Below are 15,626 nucleotides of genomic sequence, written 5' to 3' on the forward strand. Positions count from 1 at the left end.
GGGGGGGCGCGCTCGGGGCGCCGGGGGCGCGGCGGGGGGGCCGGGGGGGGGGGGGCCCCGTCGCGGGGCACGCGCCCCGCGGGGGGGCGCCCCCCCCCCCCCCCGCCCCCACCCCTCCGCCCCCACCCCTCCGCCCCGATCCCCTAACCCCCCGCCGCGCTCTTGTCCTGCTGTACGGCGTGGTGGACGGCGCGGGACGTCCAGCACTCCTTGACCAGGCTGCGCAGGGCGCGCCGGTGGTGGCGTCCGGCGGCGCCGGGCAGGAGCTTGACGTCCAGGTCGCAGGCCGCCACCTGCGCGGCCAGCAGCCGGTCGCGCCGGCTGGGCAGCCCGGCCTCGACGGCTGCCGTGAAGCGGGCCCGGGCCGGCCCGGTGAGGTCCACCGGCCCCACGGGGAACCGTTCGTAGGGGAACAGGCCCAGTGCCCGGTGGGTCTCCCTGCGCAGTGCGCCGCGCTTCTCCAGCACGCGCAGGCACAGCTCCTGCAGGGGGCGGCCGGTGCTGTGGACCCAGCGGTGTGCCTTGACGCCCTTGCCGCCCTTGGCCGGGGCGGGCAGTGCCGCCAGCGCGCCGTCCCCTATCGCGTCGCCGAGCGGCAGCGGATTGGTCACCGTGATCCGGTCACCGCGCTCCACGGTGATCCGCCCGGCCGCCTCCAGGTCGGCCAGCGCCGCGCCGGCCAGCCCGTAGTGCAGGTACTTGGGGTTGGTCAGGGGGCGGCCGCGCACCGGGTCGAGGCCGAGGAGGAGCAGTTCCTCGGGGAGGGTGAGCGGGGCTCCGGTGCCGGTGCCGGAGCCGATCATGTCGCGTCGCGAACCGGGACCGTGGGGGCGGGCAGGATGCGGCCGGTGACCTCGCCCAGGCCGATCCGTGCGCCGTCCGGGCCGGGCGCCCAGGCGGTGAGGGTGACCTCGTCGCCGTCCTGGAGGTAGGGGCCCTTGCCCTGGGTGAGTTCGAGCAGGCAGCCGAGCTGGTCGGGTTCCGGGCCGGAGACGGTGCCGGAGGCGAACAGATCGCCGGTGCGCAGCGAGGCGCCGTTGACGGTCATATGGGCCAACTGCTGGGCGGCGGTCCAGTACATGGCGGAGAAGGGCGGGCGGGAGACCGTCTCGTCATTGATCCGCACCTCGATATGGATGTCGATGCCGCCCGGTTCCAGGCCCGCGTCGTCGAGGTAGGGCAGCAGCGGGTGGTCGCGGGTGGGCGGGGGCGTACGGGCGTGGTCCAGGGCGTCGAGCGGGGTGATCCAGGCGGAGACGGAGGTGGCGAAGGACTTCCCCAGGAACGGGCCGAGCGGTACGTACTCCCAGGCCTGGATGTCGCGGGCGGACCAGTCGTTGACGAGGCAGACGCCGAAGACGTGGTCGCGGAAGGTGTCCAGGCCGACGGGTTCGTGGAGGGCGGAGGGGGTGCCGACGACGAAGCCGACCTCGGCCTCGATGTCGAGGCGGGTGGACGGGCCGAAGACGGGGGCGTCGTCCGTGGCGGTCTTGCGCTGCCCGTTGGGCCGGACGACGGGGGTGCCGGTGGCGACGACGGTGCCCGCGCGGCCGTGGTAACCGATCGGCAGATGTTTCCAGTTGGGCGGCAGGACCGCGCCGTTCGGGCGGAAGATCCGGCCGACGTTCGTGGCGTGGTGCTCGCTGGAGTAGAAGTCGACGTAGTCGGCGACCTCGAAGGGGAGGTGCAGGGTGACCTCGGCCAGCGGGTGGAGCAGCGGGGCGACCTCGTCGCGGTGCGTGGGGTCGGTGACCGCGGTGTGGACGGCCGCACGGATCTGCTGCCACACGGGCCGGCCGGCCGCCAGCAGCGGGTTGAGGGTGGGTGCGGTGAGCAGTTCGGCGTGCGGGTGGATGGCGGCGGGCAGGGCGCTGGGCAGTGCGCTCAGGTCGAGGACGTAACTGCCGTAGCGGACGCCGATCCGGTGTTGGCCGGGGGCATCGGCGGTGCTGAAGACGCCGTAGGGGAGGTTGTGCGGGCCGAAGGGATCGCCTTCCGCCAGGTCGAACGGGCTCTGCTCGGGCATGGACAGCTCCTCGCGTTCGTCGTCGCCGGTGAGCGGCCGGTCCGGCCGGGGCGGTGGGCTCCGGCCGGTGGCTCGGTGATCAGAGTACGGCTGGCGGCGTCGCGGCGAAGGAGCCTGTGGATAACTTCCGAAAGGCGTGGTCGGCGCGGTGGACGGCGGGACGAGAACGGCCGCCGGGCGGCCCTGGACGGCCCCGGAAGGTCCCGGACGGGTCCGGCCGGGCATGCCGCGACCGACGCGGGGTGGGCCCCGGCGCGTCGGGCCCGCAGGGGAGTGAACGGCGCGCGGCGTGGCGAGGTGTCGGGCGGGTGCCCGACGTCGCGCGCCCCAAGTCCTGGCAATGTCCTGAAAGGCCTTGCCGCACTGCGCAATTCGGGCCTAGCTTCCTTTCCTGGCACGGGCCGGGGCGGGACTGTTCCGAGGGGGGACATGTGGCTCGCAGTGGCACACGGCTCGCGGTCGACCGGACGGTTCCGGGCCTGATCGTGAAGATCGGGGCGTACCCCCCGCATCACGGCGGTGTGGGTGCCCTCCGCAGCCTGGGGCGGCTGGGCGTCCCCATGTACGCCGTGACGGAGGACCGTTTCACGCCCGCTGCGGCCTCCCGCTATCTGTGCGGGCGTTTCGTCTGGCCGACCACGGGCCGCGAGGAGCCGGAGCGGCTGGTCGCCGGGCTGCTGCGGATCGGGCGCCGGATCGGCCGGCCGGCGGTGTTGCTGCCCACCGACGACGAGGCCGCGGTGCTGATCGCCGAGCACGCCGAAGCGCTCGCCGGATTGTTCCTGTTCCCCCGCCCCGCTCCCGGTCTGCCGCGCCGGCTGGCCAGCAAACAGGGGCTGCACGCACTGTGCGCCGCGCACGGTGTCCCGTCCCCGGCCGCCGTCTTCCCCGCGTCGTACGCGGACGTCGAGGCGTATGCCGGGCGGGGGCGTTTCCCCGTGGTGGCGAAGAACCGGGAGGCGTTCGTCCGGCGCAGCCGGCCCGCGGTTGCCGGCACCACCCGGGTCGCAGGGCCGGAGCATCTGCTCGATCTGGCCCGGGACTGGGGATCGCGGCCCGCCGTGGTGCTGCAGGAGTACCTGCCGCGGGAGCAGGCCGAGGACTGGATCGTGCACGCCTGTTTCGCGGCGGACGGCGCGCCGCTGGCCCTGTTCACCGGCGTCAAGGTGCGCTCGTGGCCGCCGTACGCGGGCATGACGGCCTGTGCGTGGGTCGTCGACAATCCCGAACTGGCGCGGCAGGCCACGGGGTTCGCCCGCCGGATCGGGTTCACCGGGATCGCCGACCTGGACTGGCGGTTCGACCGGCGCGACGGCCGGTACAAGCTGCTGGACTTCAACCCCCGTATGGGCGCCCAGTTCCGGCTGTTCGAAACCACGGCCGGTGTCGATGTCGTGCGCGCCCTGCATCTGCACCTCACGGGGCGCGCCGTTCCCGAGGGCGCCCAACGGGCCGGGCGTCGCTTCGTCGTCGAGAACGTCGATCTGCCGGCCCGTCTCGCCTACGGGCGGGGCGGCGGCCGTGGGCCGCGGGTACCGGCGCGCCCGTCCGGCACCGAGACGGCCTGGTTCGCCGCCGACGATCCGCTGCCGTTCCTCACCATGCTGGCACGGTCCGCCGTGCCGGGCGCCCGGCATCTGTGGCAGCTGCGCCGGGCGGCCCGCCGGGCGGCCGCCACCGCGCCCCTCAGGCGCGAGGCGCCACCCGGGCAGGCACTCCGGGGGCGCGGCGCCCCACCCCGGCAGGCACCCCGGAAGCACGGGCCACCACCTGGGCGCGAGGCACCACCGAGGCAAGGGGAGGAACCGCAGTGAGCACTCCGGTAGCGGTCATCGGGGCCGGTCCCTACGGTCTGTCGACGGCGGCCCATCTGCGGGCGCGGGGCGTGCCGGTGCGGGTCTTCGGCCGCCCGATGGCCAGCTGGCAGGAGCAGATGCCCGCGGGCATGCTGCTGAAGTCGACGCCCGCGGCGTCGAGCATCGACGTCCCGTGGGAGGGCCATGCGCTCGCCGACTACTGCGCCGCGGCGGGCGAGCCGCGCTACGAGTCGGACCGGGACCTGCTGCCGGTCGAGACGTTCGTCCGTTACGGGCGGTGGCTGCAGCGGCGGCTGGTGCCCGAGGTGGAGCGGGTCCGGGTGGTGTCGGTGGACAGGCGGGCGGACGGTTTCGAGCTCAAGCTGGACAGCGGTGACCAGGTGGGGGCAAGGGCCGTGGTCGTCGCCACCGGGCTGACCGGGCTGGCGCATCTGCCCCGCCGGCTTGCCGCCGCGGTCCCGGACGGGCCGTCCGCCACCGGGCCGGTCTCGCACAGCTCCCAGCACGACGACCTGGCGGCGCTGGCGGACCGGGAAGTGGTCGTGGTCGGTGCGGGGCAGTCGGCACTGGAGAGCGCGGTCCTGCTCGCCGAGGCGGGCGCGGCGTCCGTACGGGTCGTGGCGCGCGGGCCCGCCGCGGTGGGTTTCGGGGCGCCGCCGGACCGCCAGCCACGGCTGCGGCCCGCCTCGCCGTTCGGCAACGCCTGGTCGCTGTATGCGCTGACGCACCACGCCCGGGCGTTCCGGTTCCTGCCGCCGCCGCTACGGCGGGCCCTGGTGCGGCGGGTGCTCGGTCCGCTCGGCGCGTGGTGGCTGCGGGACCGGTTCACCGGCCGGGTCCAGGTCACGCAGGGCCGGCGGATCGTACGGGCCACGGTTCGCGACGGCCGCCCCGTACTGGCGCTGCGCGGCGCCGACGGGCACGGGGGTGAGCTGGCCGCGGACCATGTGCTGGCGGCGACCGGCTACCGGATGGACCTGGCGGCGCTGGACTTCCTCGGGCCGGGGCTGCGCACCGGGATCGTCGCGCGGGCCGGCGGGCCTCTTCTGGACGCCGGGTTCGGCTCGTCGGTACCGGGGCTGTACTTCACGGGCTTGCCGGCCGCCGCGTCGTTCGGCCCGGTGATGCGGTTCGTGTGCGGGACGGCCTTCGCCGGGCCCCGGCTGGCCCGGGCGGTGGCGCGGGCATACGGCTGACGGCCCGTGGGGGGCCGGTGGCGCCGCGTCGCCGGTGAGGCGGGCGGGTCGCAAAGATGGCCGAAGTGCGTGTGGTACGGGTGGATATCCGGCTCATCGGTGACCGGTGTGCCTGCTGGGGTTCAGGGGGTCTGCCGGCCGCCGCCGGGACCGCACTTCGATGTCAAAGCCGCGCCAAAACGTGATCAACGGTGATCAACAAGGTGCCGGGCAGGACGTCGCTGTGCTTCCCGGGTGGTTCGGGGGGCGGGCGCTCACGGTGATCGAACTGCGACCGGATACGCTGGCCAATGGTGGAGACAGCGACAGATCGACATTCAGTTTGATCGTCAGCAGACAGGAGTACCCCTCGTGACCGTCGTCGGGCCCTTCGGGCTGAGCGTGCGGGACCAGGCTCTTGAGGCCGATGTCCAGGCCGGGTTGGCGGCTGTCGAGGAGGGCCTGCTGGAGGCCACCAAGAGCGACGTGCCGTTCATCACCGAAGCCGCGCAGCACCTCGTGCGCGCGGGAGGCAAGCGGTTCCGGCCGCTGCTGGTGATGCTGGCCGCCCAATTCGGTGACCCCTACACCCCGGGCGTGGTGCCCTCCGCCGTCGTCGTGGAGCTCACGCATCTGGCGACGCTCTACCACGACGACGTGATGGACGAGGCGGAAGTGCGCCGCGGGGTGGCCAGCGCCAACGCCCGCTGGGGCAACTCCGTCGCGGTGCTGACCGGTGACTTCCTCTTCGCCCGCGCCTCGCACATCCTCGCCGACCTCGGGCCGGAGGCCGTCCGGATCCAGGCCGAGGCGTTCGAGCGCCTGGTCACCGGCCAGATCCTGGAGACCGCCGGACCGCGCGACGGCCGCGACCCCATCGACCACTACCTCGACGTCCTCGCGGGCAAGACCGGCTCGCTGGTGGCCGTCGCCTGCCGCTTCGGCGCCATGATGTCGGGCGCCGAGGAGCCGATGGCCAACATCCTCACCCAGTACGGCGAGCGGCTGGGCACCGCCTTCCAGCTGGCCGACGACGTGCTGGACATCGCCAGCGACTCGCACGAGTCGGGCAAGACGCCCGGCACGGACCTCCGCGAGGGCATCCCGACGCTGCCGGTGCTGCGGCTGCGGGCCCGCGCCGAGAGCGACGCCGGCACGCCCGAGGACCGGGCGCTGTGCGAACTCCTCGCCGGTGACCTCACCGACGACGTCCGGCACGCCGAGGCGCTCGCCGGGCTGCGCGCCCACCCGGCGCTGGAAGAGGCCCGCCGGGACACCGTCCGCTACGCGGAGGAGGCCCGCGCGACGCTGGCCCCGCTCCCGTCGTGCACGGCCAAGGAGGCCCTGGAGGGCCTCTGCGACGCGGTCGTTCACCGGGCGGGCTGACACCCCCTAAGGGTTCGTCCCCCACTTCTCAGGGTTCGGTCAACCCCAGGTCGTACGGGTTCCGTCATGCGGTGACCGGGCGTCATACCTCAGCAGTAGGACGAGTTGGACCCGCGGGCTGACGCGATACGCCGCGCGAATTGGTGAGATGGAAACACCACAGCGCGGCGGTCGGACCACAATGAGCCCCAGGGGAGGGCGAGTGGACAGCCCGGCGGCCGCCGCAGACGACGGAGGTAGGCAGATGCCACGGTACGAACCGACTGAGGTCACCGACGAAGCGGACGGGGGGCGCTCCCCGAAGCGCCGCAAGGCGGTGCGGTACGCCGTACCGGTCGCGGTGGCGGGGGTGGCGGCGGCGACGATCGGGCTGGTCCCGGCGTTCGCCGGCTCCGGTTCCCCGGACCTGCCGAAGATCTCGGCCCAGGACCTCATAGCCAAGATCGCCAAGTCCGACGTCCAGCAGCTGTCCGGCACGGTCCGGGTCAGCACGGACCTCGGCCTGCCGTCCCTGCCCGGAGGTGCGGCGGCCGGCGGCTTCGGCGGCGGCCAGGGCGGCGAGAAGGGCGAGCACGACCAGGACGGCGCTTCCGCGTCGCCGCGAAGCAAGCTGATGGAGCTGGCGTCCGGTGCGCACACGCTCCGCGTCGCCGCCGACGGCCCCGAGAAGCAGCGGGTGTCCATCGTCGACAAGGCCGCCGAGTACAGCCTCGTCCACAACGGCAACGAGGTCTGGGCGTACGACAGCGGCAGCAACACCGCGGTACACAGCACCGCACCCGACGCCGGCCGGCACGGCACGCACCGGCGGGCACCCGAGGGCCTCCCGGGAGACCTGAAGAACGCCACCCCGCAGGACCTGGCGAAGAAGGTCCTCCAGGCCGCCGGTGACACCACCTCGGTCACCGTCGACGGCACCGCCAGGGTCGCCGGACGGGACGCCTACCAGCTGCTGATCAAGCCCAAGCAGGCCGCCTCGACGGTCGGCTCGATCCGGGTCGCGGTGGACGCCGCCAACGGCGTCCCGCTGAAGTTCACCCTGACCCCGAAGAGCGGCGGCGCGGCCGCCATCGACGTCGGCTACACCAACGTCGACTTCGCCAAGCCGGACGCGGACCTCTTCTCCTTCACACCGCCCAAGGGCGCCAAGGTCGTCGACGGCAACAAGGAGCGGGCGACGGCCCAGCGCGAACACGCCAAGAAGTTCAAGGACTTCGGCCCCCGCAAGGACGCGAAGGACCCGCGGAAGGACTTCGGCGGGCTGAACGTCCTCGGCAAGGGCTGGACGTCCATCGCCACCATCAAGGGCGCCGGCCCCGGACTGCCCTCCGGCAAGGACCAGGTCGCCGGTGACGCCGGGAAGTTCCTGGACAGCCTCGGCGAGAAGGTCAACGGGTCGTTCGGCTCCGGCCGGATATTCAGCACCCGCCTGGTCAACGCCCTGATAACCGACAACGGCACGGTCTACGTCGGTGCCGTCGACAAGCAGGCCCTGATCCACGCGGCCGACGCCGCGAAGTAACGGGCCCGGTAAGCACCCGGGACGCCGTACCGCCCGCCGGGGCGGTGCGGCGGCCCATGGCCCAGCCGTACGACATGGGGGAGCCGATGCCACAGCAGCCCACCACGGGCCCCGACGGCGCGCGCCCACCCACCCGCGGGCCCGGCACCACCGGCGTGCCCGCGCCCGGTGCCGACCCACAGCCGGCGGCGATCGAGACGCGGGGGCTGACCAAGGCCTACCGGGGCGGGCAGCTCGCGGTGGACGGGCTCGATCTGGTGGTGCCGCGCGGCAGCGTGTTCGGCTTCCTGGGCCCCAACGGCTCCGGGAAGACCACCACCATCCGGATGTTGCTGGGCCTGATCGACGCGACCGCCGGCAGCGCCCGGGTGCTCGGGGAGCCGATGCCGGCCGCGGGCCGCCGGGTGCTGCCCAAGGTGGGTGCGCTCATCGAGGGCCCGGCGCTCTACGGCTTCCTCAGCGGCCGGGAGAACCTCCGGCGCTTCGACGCCGCCGACCCGGACGCCGATCCGCGCACCCGCGACGAGCGGGTGGGCCGTGCCCTGGAGCGGGTGGGCCTGGGGGCGGCGGCCGGGAAGAAGGCGCGGGCCTACTCCCTCGGCATGAAACAGCGGCTCGGCCTGGCCGCGGCGCTGCTGCGGCCCAGGGAGCTGCTGGTGCTCGACGAGCCGACCAACGGCCTGGACCCGCAGGGCATGCGGGAGATCCGCGCACTGGTCCGCGCACTGGCCGCGGACGGCACCACGGTCTTCCTCTCCTCCCACCTCCTCGACGAGATCGAGCAGGTCTGCACCCACGCCGCGGTCATGGCCCGCGGCCGGCTGATCACCCAGGGCACGGTCGCGGACCTCTCCGCCACGGTCCTCGGCTCCCGCGGCCCCGGCCGGCTGACCGTCACCACCCCGGACCCGGCGGACGCGGTCCGGGTCCTGAAGGAGCACGGCCTGACCGGCCTTCAGGTCACCGACGACCGGGTCATGGGCGAGTTGCCGGAAGCCGACGACGGGGCCGGCCCACCCGAGCTCGCGGACCTCAACGCCGCGCTGGTGCACGCCGGGGTCCGGGTCCGCGGCTTCGGCACCGAACGGGCCACGCTGGAGGACGTCTTCGTGCAGCTGACCGGGGAGGGCTTCGATGTCGCAGGCTGAGGGCGTGCTGCGCCGGCCCCGACCGCTGTGGTCGCTGGGCCTGCTGCGCAGCGAGATCACCATGACCTTCCGGCGCTGGCGGACCCTCGCCCTGCTGGCGGTGCTCGCGGGCGTACCGGTGCTGGTCGCATCGCCGTCAAGATCGAGACGGGCGACGGCGGTCCGGGCGGCGGGGGCGGCCGGGGCGGCCCGGCGTTCATCTCCCAGGTCACCCACAACGGCCTCTTCCTGGTGTTCACCTCGCTCGCGGTGACGCTGCCGTTCTTCCTGCCGATGTCCATCGGCGTGATCGCCGGCGACTCCCTGGCCGGAGAGGCCCACGGCGGCACCCTGCGCTACCTCCTCGTCGCGCCCGCGGGCCGTACCCGACTGCTGCTGGTCAAGTACGCCACCACCCTGACGTTCTGCCTGGTGGCCACGTTGGTCGTGGCGCTCTCCGCGCTGGCGACCGGGGCGCTGCTCTTCCCGCTCGGCGAGGTCACCCTGCTGTCGGGGACGTCCATATCCTTCGGCGAGGGGCTGCTGCGGGCGCTGGCCATCGCCGTCGTGGTGGCGCTGTCCCTGATGGGCGTGGCCGCCGTGGGCCTGTTCGTCTCCACGCTCACCAGCAGCGGTATCGCCGCGATGGCGACCACGGTCGGCCTGCTGATCACCGTGCAGATCCTGGACACCATCCCGCAGCTCGGCGCCGTCCAGCCGTATCTGTTCCCGCACTACTGGCTGTCGTTCGCGGACCTGCTCCGCGACCCGGTCTACTGGGACCAGCTGCAGAAGAACCTCGGCCTGCAGGCGCTCTACGCGGCGGTGTTCGGCTCGGCGGCCTGGGCGCGGTTCACCACCCGCGACATCACGGCGTAAGGCGGTATCAAGGTGTGAGGCGGCGTCATGGCGTAGAGCTGTGCGTCACGGCGTAAGGCGCCGTCACGGCGTCGGGCCGGTGGCGTCCGCCGGTCCGGCGGCCGCGGACTCCGCCGCCGGCGTCCGCGCGGCGTCGGCCGACGTGCTCCCTGGCTGCGCGGTCCCGGTCGACGCGGTCCCGGGCTGCGCGGTCCGGGCCTGTTCCGCGGCCGCCTCGCGCGCGCGGGCGGCGGCATCGGCCAGTTCCCGCCGGGCCCGCCGCGTCGTGCGCAGCGCGTCCCAGGTCAGCAGGGCCAGCGCGCCCCACACCAGCCCGAAACCGGCCCAGCGCTCGGCCGGCATCTCCTCGTGGAAGACGGTGAGGCCCAACACGAACTGGAAGCTCGGGGCCAGGTACTGCAGCATCCCGATCACGGTCAGCGGCAGCCGCACCGCCGAGGCGCCGAAGCAGATCAGCGGCACCGCGGTCGCCACCCCGCAGCCGGCCAGCAGCAGCGCCTGACCCACCCCGCCGCTGACGAAGACCGACTCGCCGCGCGCCCCCAGGTAGATCAGGAAACCCAGCGCGGGCAGCAGCTGCATCGTCGTCTCGGCGCTGAAGCCCTCGATGCCGTCGAGCTTGATGCCCTTCTTGACCAGCCCGTACGTCGCGAACGAGAAGGCCAGACCGAGCGCGATCCAGGGCATCTTGCCGTAGGCGACGGTCATCACGACGACGGCGAGGGCGCCGACGCCCACCGCCGTCCACTGCAGCGGCCGCAGCCGCTCGCGCAGGAAGAGGACGCCGAAGGCAATGCTGACCAGCGGGTTGATGAAGTAGCCGAGCGAGGCCTCCAGGACGTGCCCGGCGTTGACCGCCCAGATGTAGAGGAACCAGTTCGTCGAGATCACCAGGGCGCAGACCAGCACCAGCGCCAGCCGCTTGGGCTGCCGCAGCAGCGGCCGTATCCAGGCCCAGCGGCGCATCACGGCCAGGATGACGACCGCGACGGGCAGCGACCACACCATGCGGTGCGCCAGGATCTCCGACGGCGAGGCGGCGTCCAGCAGATGCCAGTAGAGGGGCAGCAGGCCCCACATGGTGTAGGCGGCGATGCCGAAGACGAGGCCGGCGCGCTGATCGCTTCGAGACTGCAAGGAGGCCCTCCTGAGGTGCTGCGCCGGCTCGGTGACGGTCGCCCCTTGGAAGGTAGCGCCGACCGGTCCATGTGTCATGTGTGTATACCAAAAACGGTGATGACCGGCAGCCCTGTGGGTCGGACGCAGGTCGGACGCAAGTCGCGACGCCAGTCGGGACGTAGGCCGGACGCCGGGGCGGACGGGCTGGCGCGCGACAGCGGACGGACGGGCTGGCGCGCGACAGCGGACGGACCGGGGAAGGCTGCGGCTGACCGGGCCGCGCCCCGGCCCGCTCAGCCCTCCAGTCGCGCCAGTGCCTCCGCGATGGCCTCGGCGATCGGGACGGTCGGGCGGCCGATGAGCCGGGAGAGATCGCCGGGGGTGGCCGCCAGCTCCCCGCGCGCGATGCCGGCGTCCGCCTCGGCGGCCATCCGCGCGCCCAGCGCCGGCACCCCCGCCTCGATCATCCGCGCCACGTACTCCTTCTGCGGCAGATCGCGGTACGGGATCCGGCGGCCGGTCTGTCGGGACACCTCGGCGGCGTACTCGGCCATCGACCAGGCGGTGTCGCCGCTCAGTTCGTGGACGGAGTTCTCATGGCCGGAACCGGTGAGGACCACGGCGGCCGCCTCGGCGTAGTCCCGGCGCGCCGCGGTGGCCACCCGGCCCGTGCCGGCGCAGCCGTACACCGCACCGTCCTTGAGGGTGGTGGCGAGCGTTCCGGTGTAGTTCTCGTGGTACCAGCCGTTGCGCAGCAGGCAGTACGGCAGGCCCGAGGCGAGCAGTGCCTGCTCGGTGGCGAGGTGTTCCTCGGCGAGGGAGAAGGTGGCGGTGGGGCCGCCCAGCACGCTGGTGTACGCCAGGAGCGCCACGCCGGCCTCCCGGGCGGCGTCGATCATCGTGCGGTGCTGGTTGACCCGCTGACCGGGCTCGTGCCCGGAGATCAGCAGTACCCGGTCGCCGGCCGCGAAGACGCCCTCCAGCGTGTCGGGCCGGCCGTGGTCGACGGTTCTGACCTCGACGCCGCGCGCCTCCAGATCGGCGCCCATGGACCGGTCGCGGGCGAGGCCGACGATGCCGGCCGGGGCGGTCCGGGTGAGCAGTTCCTCGATGACCAGCCGGCCGAGCGCTGCGGTGGCGCGGGTGACGACGATGCTCATGTTCTGCCCCCTGGTTCGGAGGCCGCCAGCATGGCACCCGTACGGGACGCGCAGAAGGGACGCGCGCCGGAAGCCGGGGCCGAGCCCCGGAACGGCCGGGTGCCCGTAGGGGAAACGTCGTCAGGCGCTTTCCCCTACGGGCACCCGGCAGGAGTCCCCAGAGGACCGCCAGAGGTACCAGCCAGCGGTACCAGGAGGCCCACAGAGGCCCCCAGAGGCCCCAAGAGGTCCGCAACGGAGGACCTCAGGGGGTCCGCAGCGGGGCCCCTCAGGGGGCCGCCGCAGCAGTTCCTCTGGCAGGTTCCACGTTCCAGGTTCCTCAGCCCACGACCGTCCAGGTGTCCGTGCCGGCCAGCAGGGCGCCGAGGTCGCCCTTGCCCTTCTGCTCGACGGCGGTGTCCAGCTGGTCGGCCATCAGCGTGTCGTAGACCGGCCGGTCGACGTTGCGCAGCACACCGATGGGGGTGTGGTGCAGGGTGTCGGGGTCGGCGAGCCGGGACAGCGCGAAGGCGGTGGTGGGGGAGGGGCTGTGGGCGTCGTGCACCAGCACGCCGTCCGCGCCCTCGTCCCGGACGTCGATGACCTTGAGGTCGCCGGTGGCCGGGTCGCGGACCACGCCCTTGGAACCGAGACCGTCCTCGGCCGGCGCGCCGAAGCGGATCGGCCGGCCGTGCTCCAGGCGGATGACGGCCTCCTGGGCCTGCTCCTTGTCCTTGAGCGCGTCGAAGGCGCCGTCGTTGAAGATGTTGCAGTTCTGGTAGATCTCGACCAGGGCCGTGCCGGGGTGGTCGGCGGCCGCGCGCAGCACCGAGGTGAGGTGCTTGCGGTCGGAGTCGACCGTGCGGGCCACGAAGGTCGCCTCGGCGCCGAGCGCCAGCGAGACCGGGTTGAACGGTGCGTCCAGCGAACCCATCGGCGTCGACTTGGTGATCTTGCCGACCTCGGAGGTGGGGCTGTACTGGCCCTTGGTCAGGCCGTAGATCCGGTTGTTGAACAGCAGGATCTTGAGGTTGACGTTGCGCCGCAGGGCGTGGATGAGGTGGTTGCCGCCGATGGAGAGCGCGTCGCCGTCACCCGTGACCACCCAGACGGACAGATCGCGCCGGGAGGAGGCCAGACCGGTGGCGATGGCCGGGGCGCGGCCGTGGATGGAGTGCATCCCGTAGGTGTTCATGTAGTACGGGAAGCGGGAGGAGCAGCCGATGCCGGAGACGAAGACGATGTTCTCCTTCGCCAGGCCGAGCTCGGGCATGAAGCCCTGCACGGCGGCGAGGACGGCGTAGTCACCGCAGCCGGGGCACCAGCGCACTTCCTGGTCGGACTTGAAGTCCTTCATGGACTGCTTGGCCTCGGCCTTGGGCACCAGGGAGAGCGCCTCGGGGTGTGAGGCCCGCTCCGAGATCGTCTCAGTCATTGATGGCCTCCTTAAAGACCTCCGCGAGCTGCTCGGCCTTGAACGGCATTCCGCTGACCTGGGTGTGCGACCGCGCGTCGACGAGGTACCTGGCGCGCAGCAGGGTGGCGAGCTGTCCGAGGTTCATCTCCGGCACGATCACCTTTTCGTAACGTGCCAGCACCTCGCCGAGATTCCGCGGGAAGGGGTTGAGGTGGCGCAGATGGGTCTGTGCGATGCGCTCCCCTGCGCCCCTTACGCGCCGTACCGCGGCGGTGATCGGGCCGTACGTCGAGCCCCAGCCCACGACGAGGGTGTCGGCGCCGCGGCCGCTGTCGTCGGTGGGGTCGTCGACCTCGATGTCGGGGACCTCGATGCCGTCCACCTTCGCCTGGCGGGTGCGCACCATGAAGTCGTGGTTGGCAGGGTCGTAGGAGATGTTGCCGGTGCCGTCCTGCTTCTCGATGCCGCCGATGCGGTGCTCCAGGCCCGGCGTGCCGGGGATGGCCCAGGGGCGCGCGAGGGTGTGCTCATCGCGCTTGTAGGGCCAGAACACCTCGGTGCCGTCCGCCAGCTCGTGGTTGGGGCCGGAGGCGAACTGCACGCGCAGATCAGGGAGTTCGGTGACGTCGGGGATCCGCCAGGGCTCGGAGCCGTTGGCCAGGTAGCCGTCGGAGAGCAGGAAGACCGGGGTCCGGTACGTCAGCGCGATGCGGGCCGCGTCCAGTGCCGCGTCGAAGCAGTCGGCGGGTGTCCTGGGCGCCACGATCGGCACCGGTGCCTCGCCGTTGCGCCCGTACATCGCCTGCAGCAGATCGGCCTGCTCCGTCTTGGTCGGCAGACCGGTCGACGGGCCGCCGCGCTGGATGTCGACGATCAGCAGCGGCAGTTCGAGGCTGACCGCGAGCCCGATGGTCTCGGACTTCAGGGCCACGCCCGGGCCGGACGTCGTCGTCACCGCGAGCGAGCCGCCGAACGCCGCGCCCAGCGCCGCGCCGATGCCGGCGATCTCGTCCTCCGCCTGGAACGTCCGCACGCCGAAGTTCTTGTGCTTGGACAGCTCGTGCAGGATGTCGGAGGCCGGGGTGATCGGGTACGAGCCCAGGTACAGCGGCAGGTCGGACTGCTGCGCGGCGGCGACCAGGCCGTAGGACAGCGCGAGGTTGCCGGAGATGTTGCGGTACGTACCGGTCGGGAACGCCTTGGTGGCCGGCGCGACCTCGTAGGAGACCGCGAAGTCCTCGGTCGTCTCGCCGAAGTTCCAGCCCGCCCGGAACGCCGTGACGTTCGCCTCCGCGATGTCCGGCTTCTTGGCGAACTTGGACCGCAGGAACTTCTCGGTGCCCTCGGTCGGCCGGTGGTACATCCACGACAGCAGGCCCAGCGCGAACATGTTCTTGCTGCGTTCGGCCTCCTTGCGGGAGAGTCCGAAATCCTTGAGCGCCTCGATGGTCAGCGTCGTCAGCGGCACCGGGTGGACGTTGTACGCGGCCAGCGAGCCGTCCTCCAGCGGGCTGGTGTCATAGCCGACCTTCGCCATCGGGCGCTTGGTGAACTCGTCGGTGTTGACGATGATCTCCGCGCCCCGCGGGACGTCCGGGAGGTTCGCCTTCAGGGCCGCCGGGTTCATGGCGACCAGCACGTTCGGAGCGTCACCGGGCGTGAGGATGTCGTGGTCGGCGAAGTGCAGCTGGAAGCTGGAGACGCCGGGCAGGGTCCCGGCGGGGGCCCGGATCTCGGCGGGGAAGTTCGGCAGCGTCGACAGGTCGTTACCGAACGACGCCGTCTCCGATGTGAACCGGTCCCCGGTGAGCTGCATTCCGTCACCGGAGTCACCGGCGAACCGGATGATCACCCGGTCCAGGCGCCGGACTTCTTTGCCCTCGCCGCCGCTGTCGGAGGAGCGCTGTCCCCCGACGAGCGCTGCGTCGGTCTGCTCGGCTGGGCTACTGACCTGGCTGGTCACTGCTTCGGACCTCCCTCTAAGGGGTGCGGCGTCCCCGCCGGAGGCAGGGGCTCGGG

General features: G+C 72.8%; 11 protein-coding genes and 1 pseudogene. 6 read left to right on the plus strand and 6 right to left on the minus strand.

Annotated features, from left to right (window positions below):
• Positions 1-143: 143 nt before the first annotated feature.
• Both ACFV1J_RS21665 and fahA read right to left on the minus strand, forming a co-directional pair.
• A complete protein-coding gene (locus ACFV1J_RS21665; RefSeq protein WP_385860541.1) occupies positions 144-803 on the minus strand; it encodes a GPP34 family phosphoprotein in 660 nt (219 codons plus the stop codon).
• Positions 800-2,026: a fumarylacetoacetase gene (gene fahA / locus ACFV1J_RS21670; RefSeq protein WP_385860542.1), complete on the minus strand. Its 1,227-nt coding sequence runs from the start codon at positions 2,024-2,026 to the stop codon at positions 800-802. The genes ACFV1J_RS21665 and fahA overlap by 4 nt, the downstream gene beginning before the upstream one ends.
• 431 nt (positions 2,027-2,457) lie before the next feature.
• Between fahA and ACFV1J_RS21675 the strand changes: the two genes are divergently transcribed.
• From ACFV1J_RS21675 to ACFV1J_RS21700, 6 genes and pseudogenes are all read left to right on the plus strand, one after another.
• Positions 2,458-3,840 (plus strand): ATP-grasp domain-containing protein, encoded by a 1,383-nt coding sequence (locus tag ACFV1J_RS21675; RefSeq protein WP_385860543.1) that lies wholly within the window; start codon positions 2,458-2,460, stop codon positions 3,838-3,840.
• Positions 3,837-5,039 carry an FAD-dependent oxidoreductase gene (locus ACFV1J_RS21680; RefSeq protein WP_385860544.1) on the plus strand — a complete coding sequence of 401 codons (1,203 nt, stop codon included), beginning with the start codon at positions 3,837-3,839 and terminating at the stop codon, positions 5,037-5,039. Before ACFV1J_RS21675 ends, ACFV1J_RS21680 begins: the two co-directional genes overlap by 4 nt.
• 351 nt (positions 5,040-5,390) lie before the next feature.
• A complete protein-coding gene (locus ACFV1J_RS21685; RefSeq protein ID WP_385860545.1) occupies positions 5,391-6,404 on the plus strand; it encodes a polyprenyl synthetase family protein in 1,014 nt (337 codons plus the stop codon).
• A 244-nt stretch (positions 6,405-6,648) separates the two neighbouring features.
• Positions 6,649-7,926, plus strand: coding sequence for an outer membrane lipoprotein carrier protein LolA (locus ACFV1J_RS21690; RefSeq protein WP_385860546.1), 1,278 nt, complete (start codon positions 6,649-6,651; stop codon positions 7,924-7,926).
• A gap of 86 nt (positions 7,927-8,012) precedes the next feature.
• Positions 8,013-9,074, plus strand: a complete 1,062-nt coding sequence (locus ACFV1J_RS21695) for an ATP-binding cassette domain-containing protein (protein WP_385860605.1) — start codon at positions 8,013-8,015, stop codon at positions 9,072-9,074.
• Positions 9,061-9,932 (plus strand): annotated as a pseudogene (locus ACFV1J_RS21700) (ABC transporter permease). The gene ACFV1J_RS21695 and the pseudogene ACFV1J_RS21700 overlap by 14 nt, the downstream one beginning before the upstream one ends.
• A gap of 63 nt (positions 9,933-9,995) precedes the next feature.
• On the opposite strand, the gene rarD reads toward ACFV1J_RS21700, so the two are convergent.
• From rarD to ACFV1J_RS21720, 4 genes are all read right to left on the minus strand, one after another.
• On the minus strand, positions 9,996-11,069 hold the full coding sequence (gene rarD, locus ACFV1J_RS21705; RefSeq protein WP_385860547.1) for an EamA family transporter RarD: 1,074 nt from the start codon (positions 11,067-11,069) through the stop codon (positions 9,996-9,998).
• Between the two features lie 275 nt (positions 11,070-11,344).
• The gene (locus ACFV1J_RS21710) at positions 11,345-12,211 is read right to left on the minus strand and encodes an SDR family oxidoreductase (protein ID WP_385860548.1); all 867 of its coding nucleotides are present in this window, start codon (positions 12,209-12,211) and stop codon (positions 11,345-11,347) included.
• 319 nt (positions 12,212-12,530) lie between these two features.
• Positions 12,531-13,625, minus strand: a complete 1,095-nt coding sequence (locus ACFV1J_RS21715) for a 2-oxoacid:ferredoxin oxidoreductase subunit beta (protein ID WP_385860549.1) — start codon at positions 13,623-13,625, stop codon at positions 12,531-12,533.
• Positions 13,618-15,570, minus strand: coding sequence for a 2-oxoacid:acceptor oxidoreductase subunit alpha (locus ACFV1J_RS21720; protein ID WP_385860550.1), 1,953 nt, complete (start codon positions 15,568-15,570; stop codon positions 13,618-13,620). The genes ACFV1J_RS21715 and ACFV1J_RS21720 overlap by 8 nt, the downstream gene beginning before the upstream one ends.
• Positions 15,571-15,626 lie beyond the last annotated feature (56 nt).

Source organism: Streptomyces sp. NPDC059649 (assembly GCF_042734445.1).
Classification (GTDB): Bacteria; Actinomycetota; Actinomycetes; order Streptomycetales; family Streptomycetaceae; genus Streptomyces.

Coding starts and splice junctions, on each gene's coding strand:
- ACFV1J_RS21690 (WP_385860546.1), top strand. CDS start 6,649: ATGCCACGGTACGAACCGACTGAGGTCACCGACGAAGCGGACGGGGGG.
- ACFV1J_RS21715 (WP_385860549.1), bottom strand. CDS start 13,625: ATGACTGAGACGATCTCGGAGCGGGCCTCACACCCCGAGGCGCTCTCC.
- ACFV1J_RS21710 (WP_385860548.1), bottom strand. CDS start 12,211: ATGAGCATCGTCGTCACCCGCGCCACCGCAGCGCTCGGCCGGCTGGTC.
- ACFV1J_RS21665 (WP_385860541.1), bottom strand. CDS start 803: ATGATCGGCTCCGGCACCGGCACCGGAGCCCCGCTCACCCTCCCCGAG.
- ACFV1J_RS21695 (WP_385860605.1), top strand. CDS start 8,013: ATGCCACAGCAGCCCACCACGGGCCCCGACGGCGCGCGCCCACCCACC.
- fahA (WP_385860542.1), bottom strand. CDS start 2,026: ATGCCCGAGCAGAGCCCGTTCGACCTGGCGGAAGGCGATCCCTTCGGC.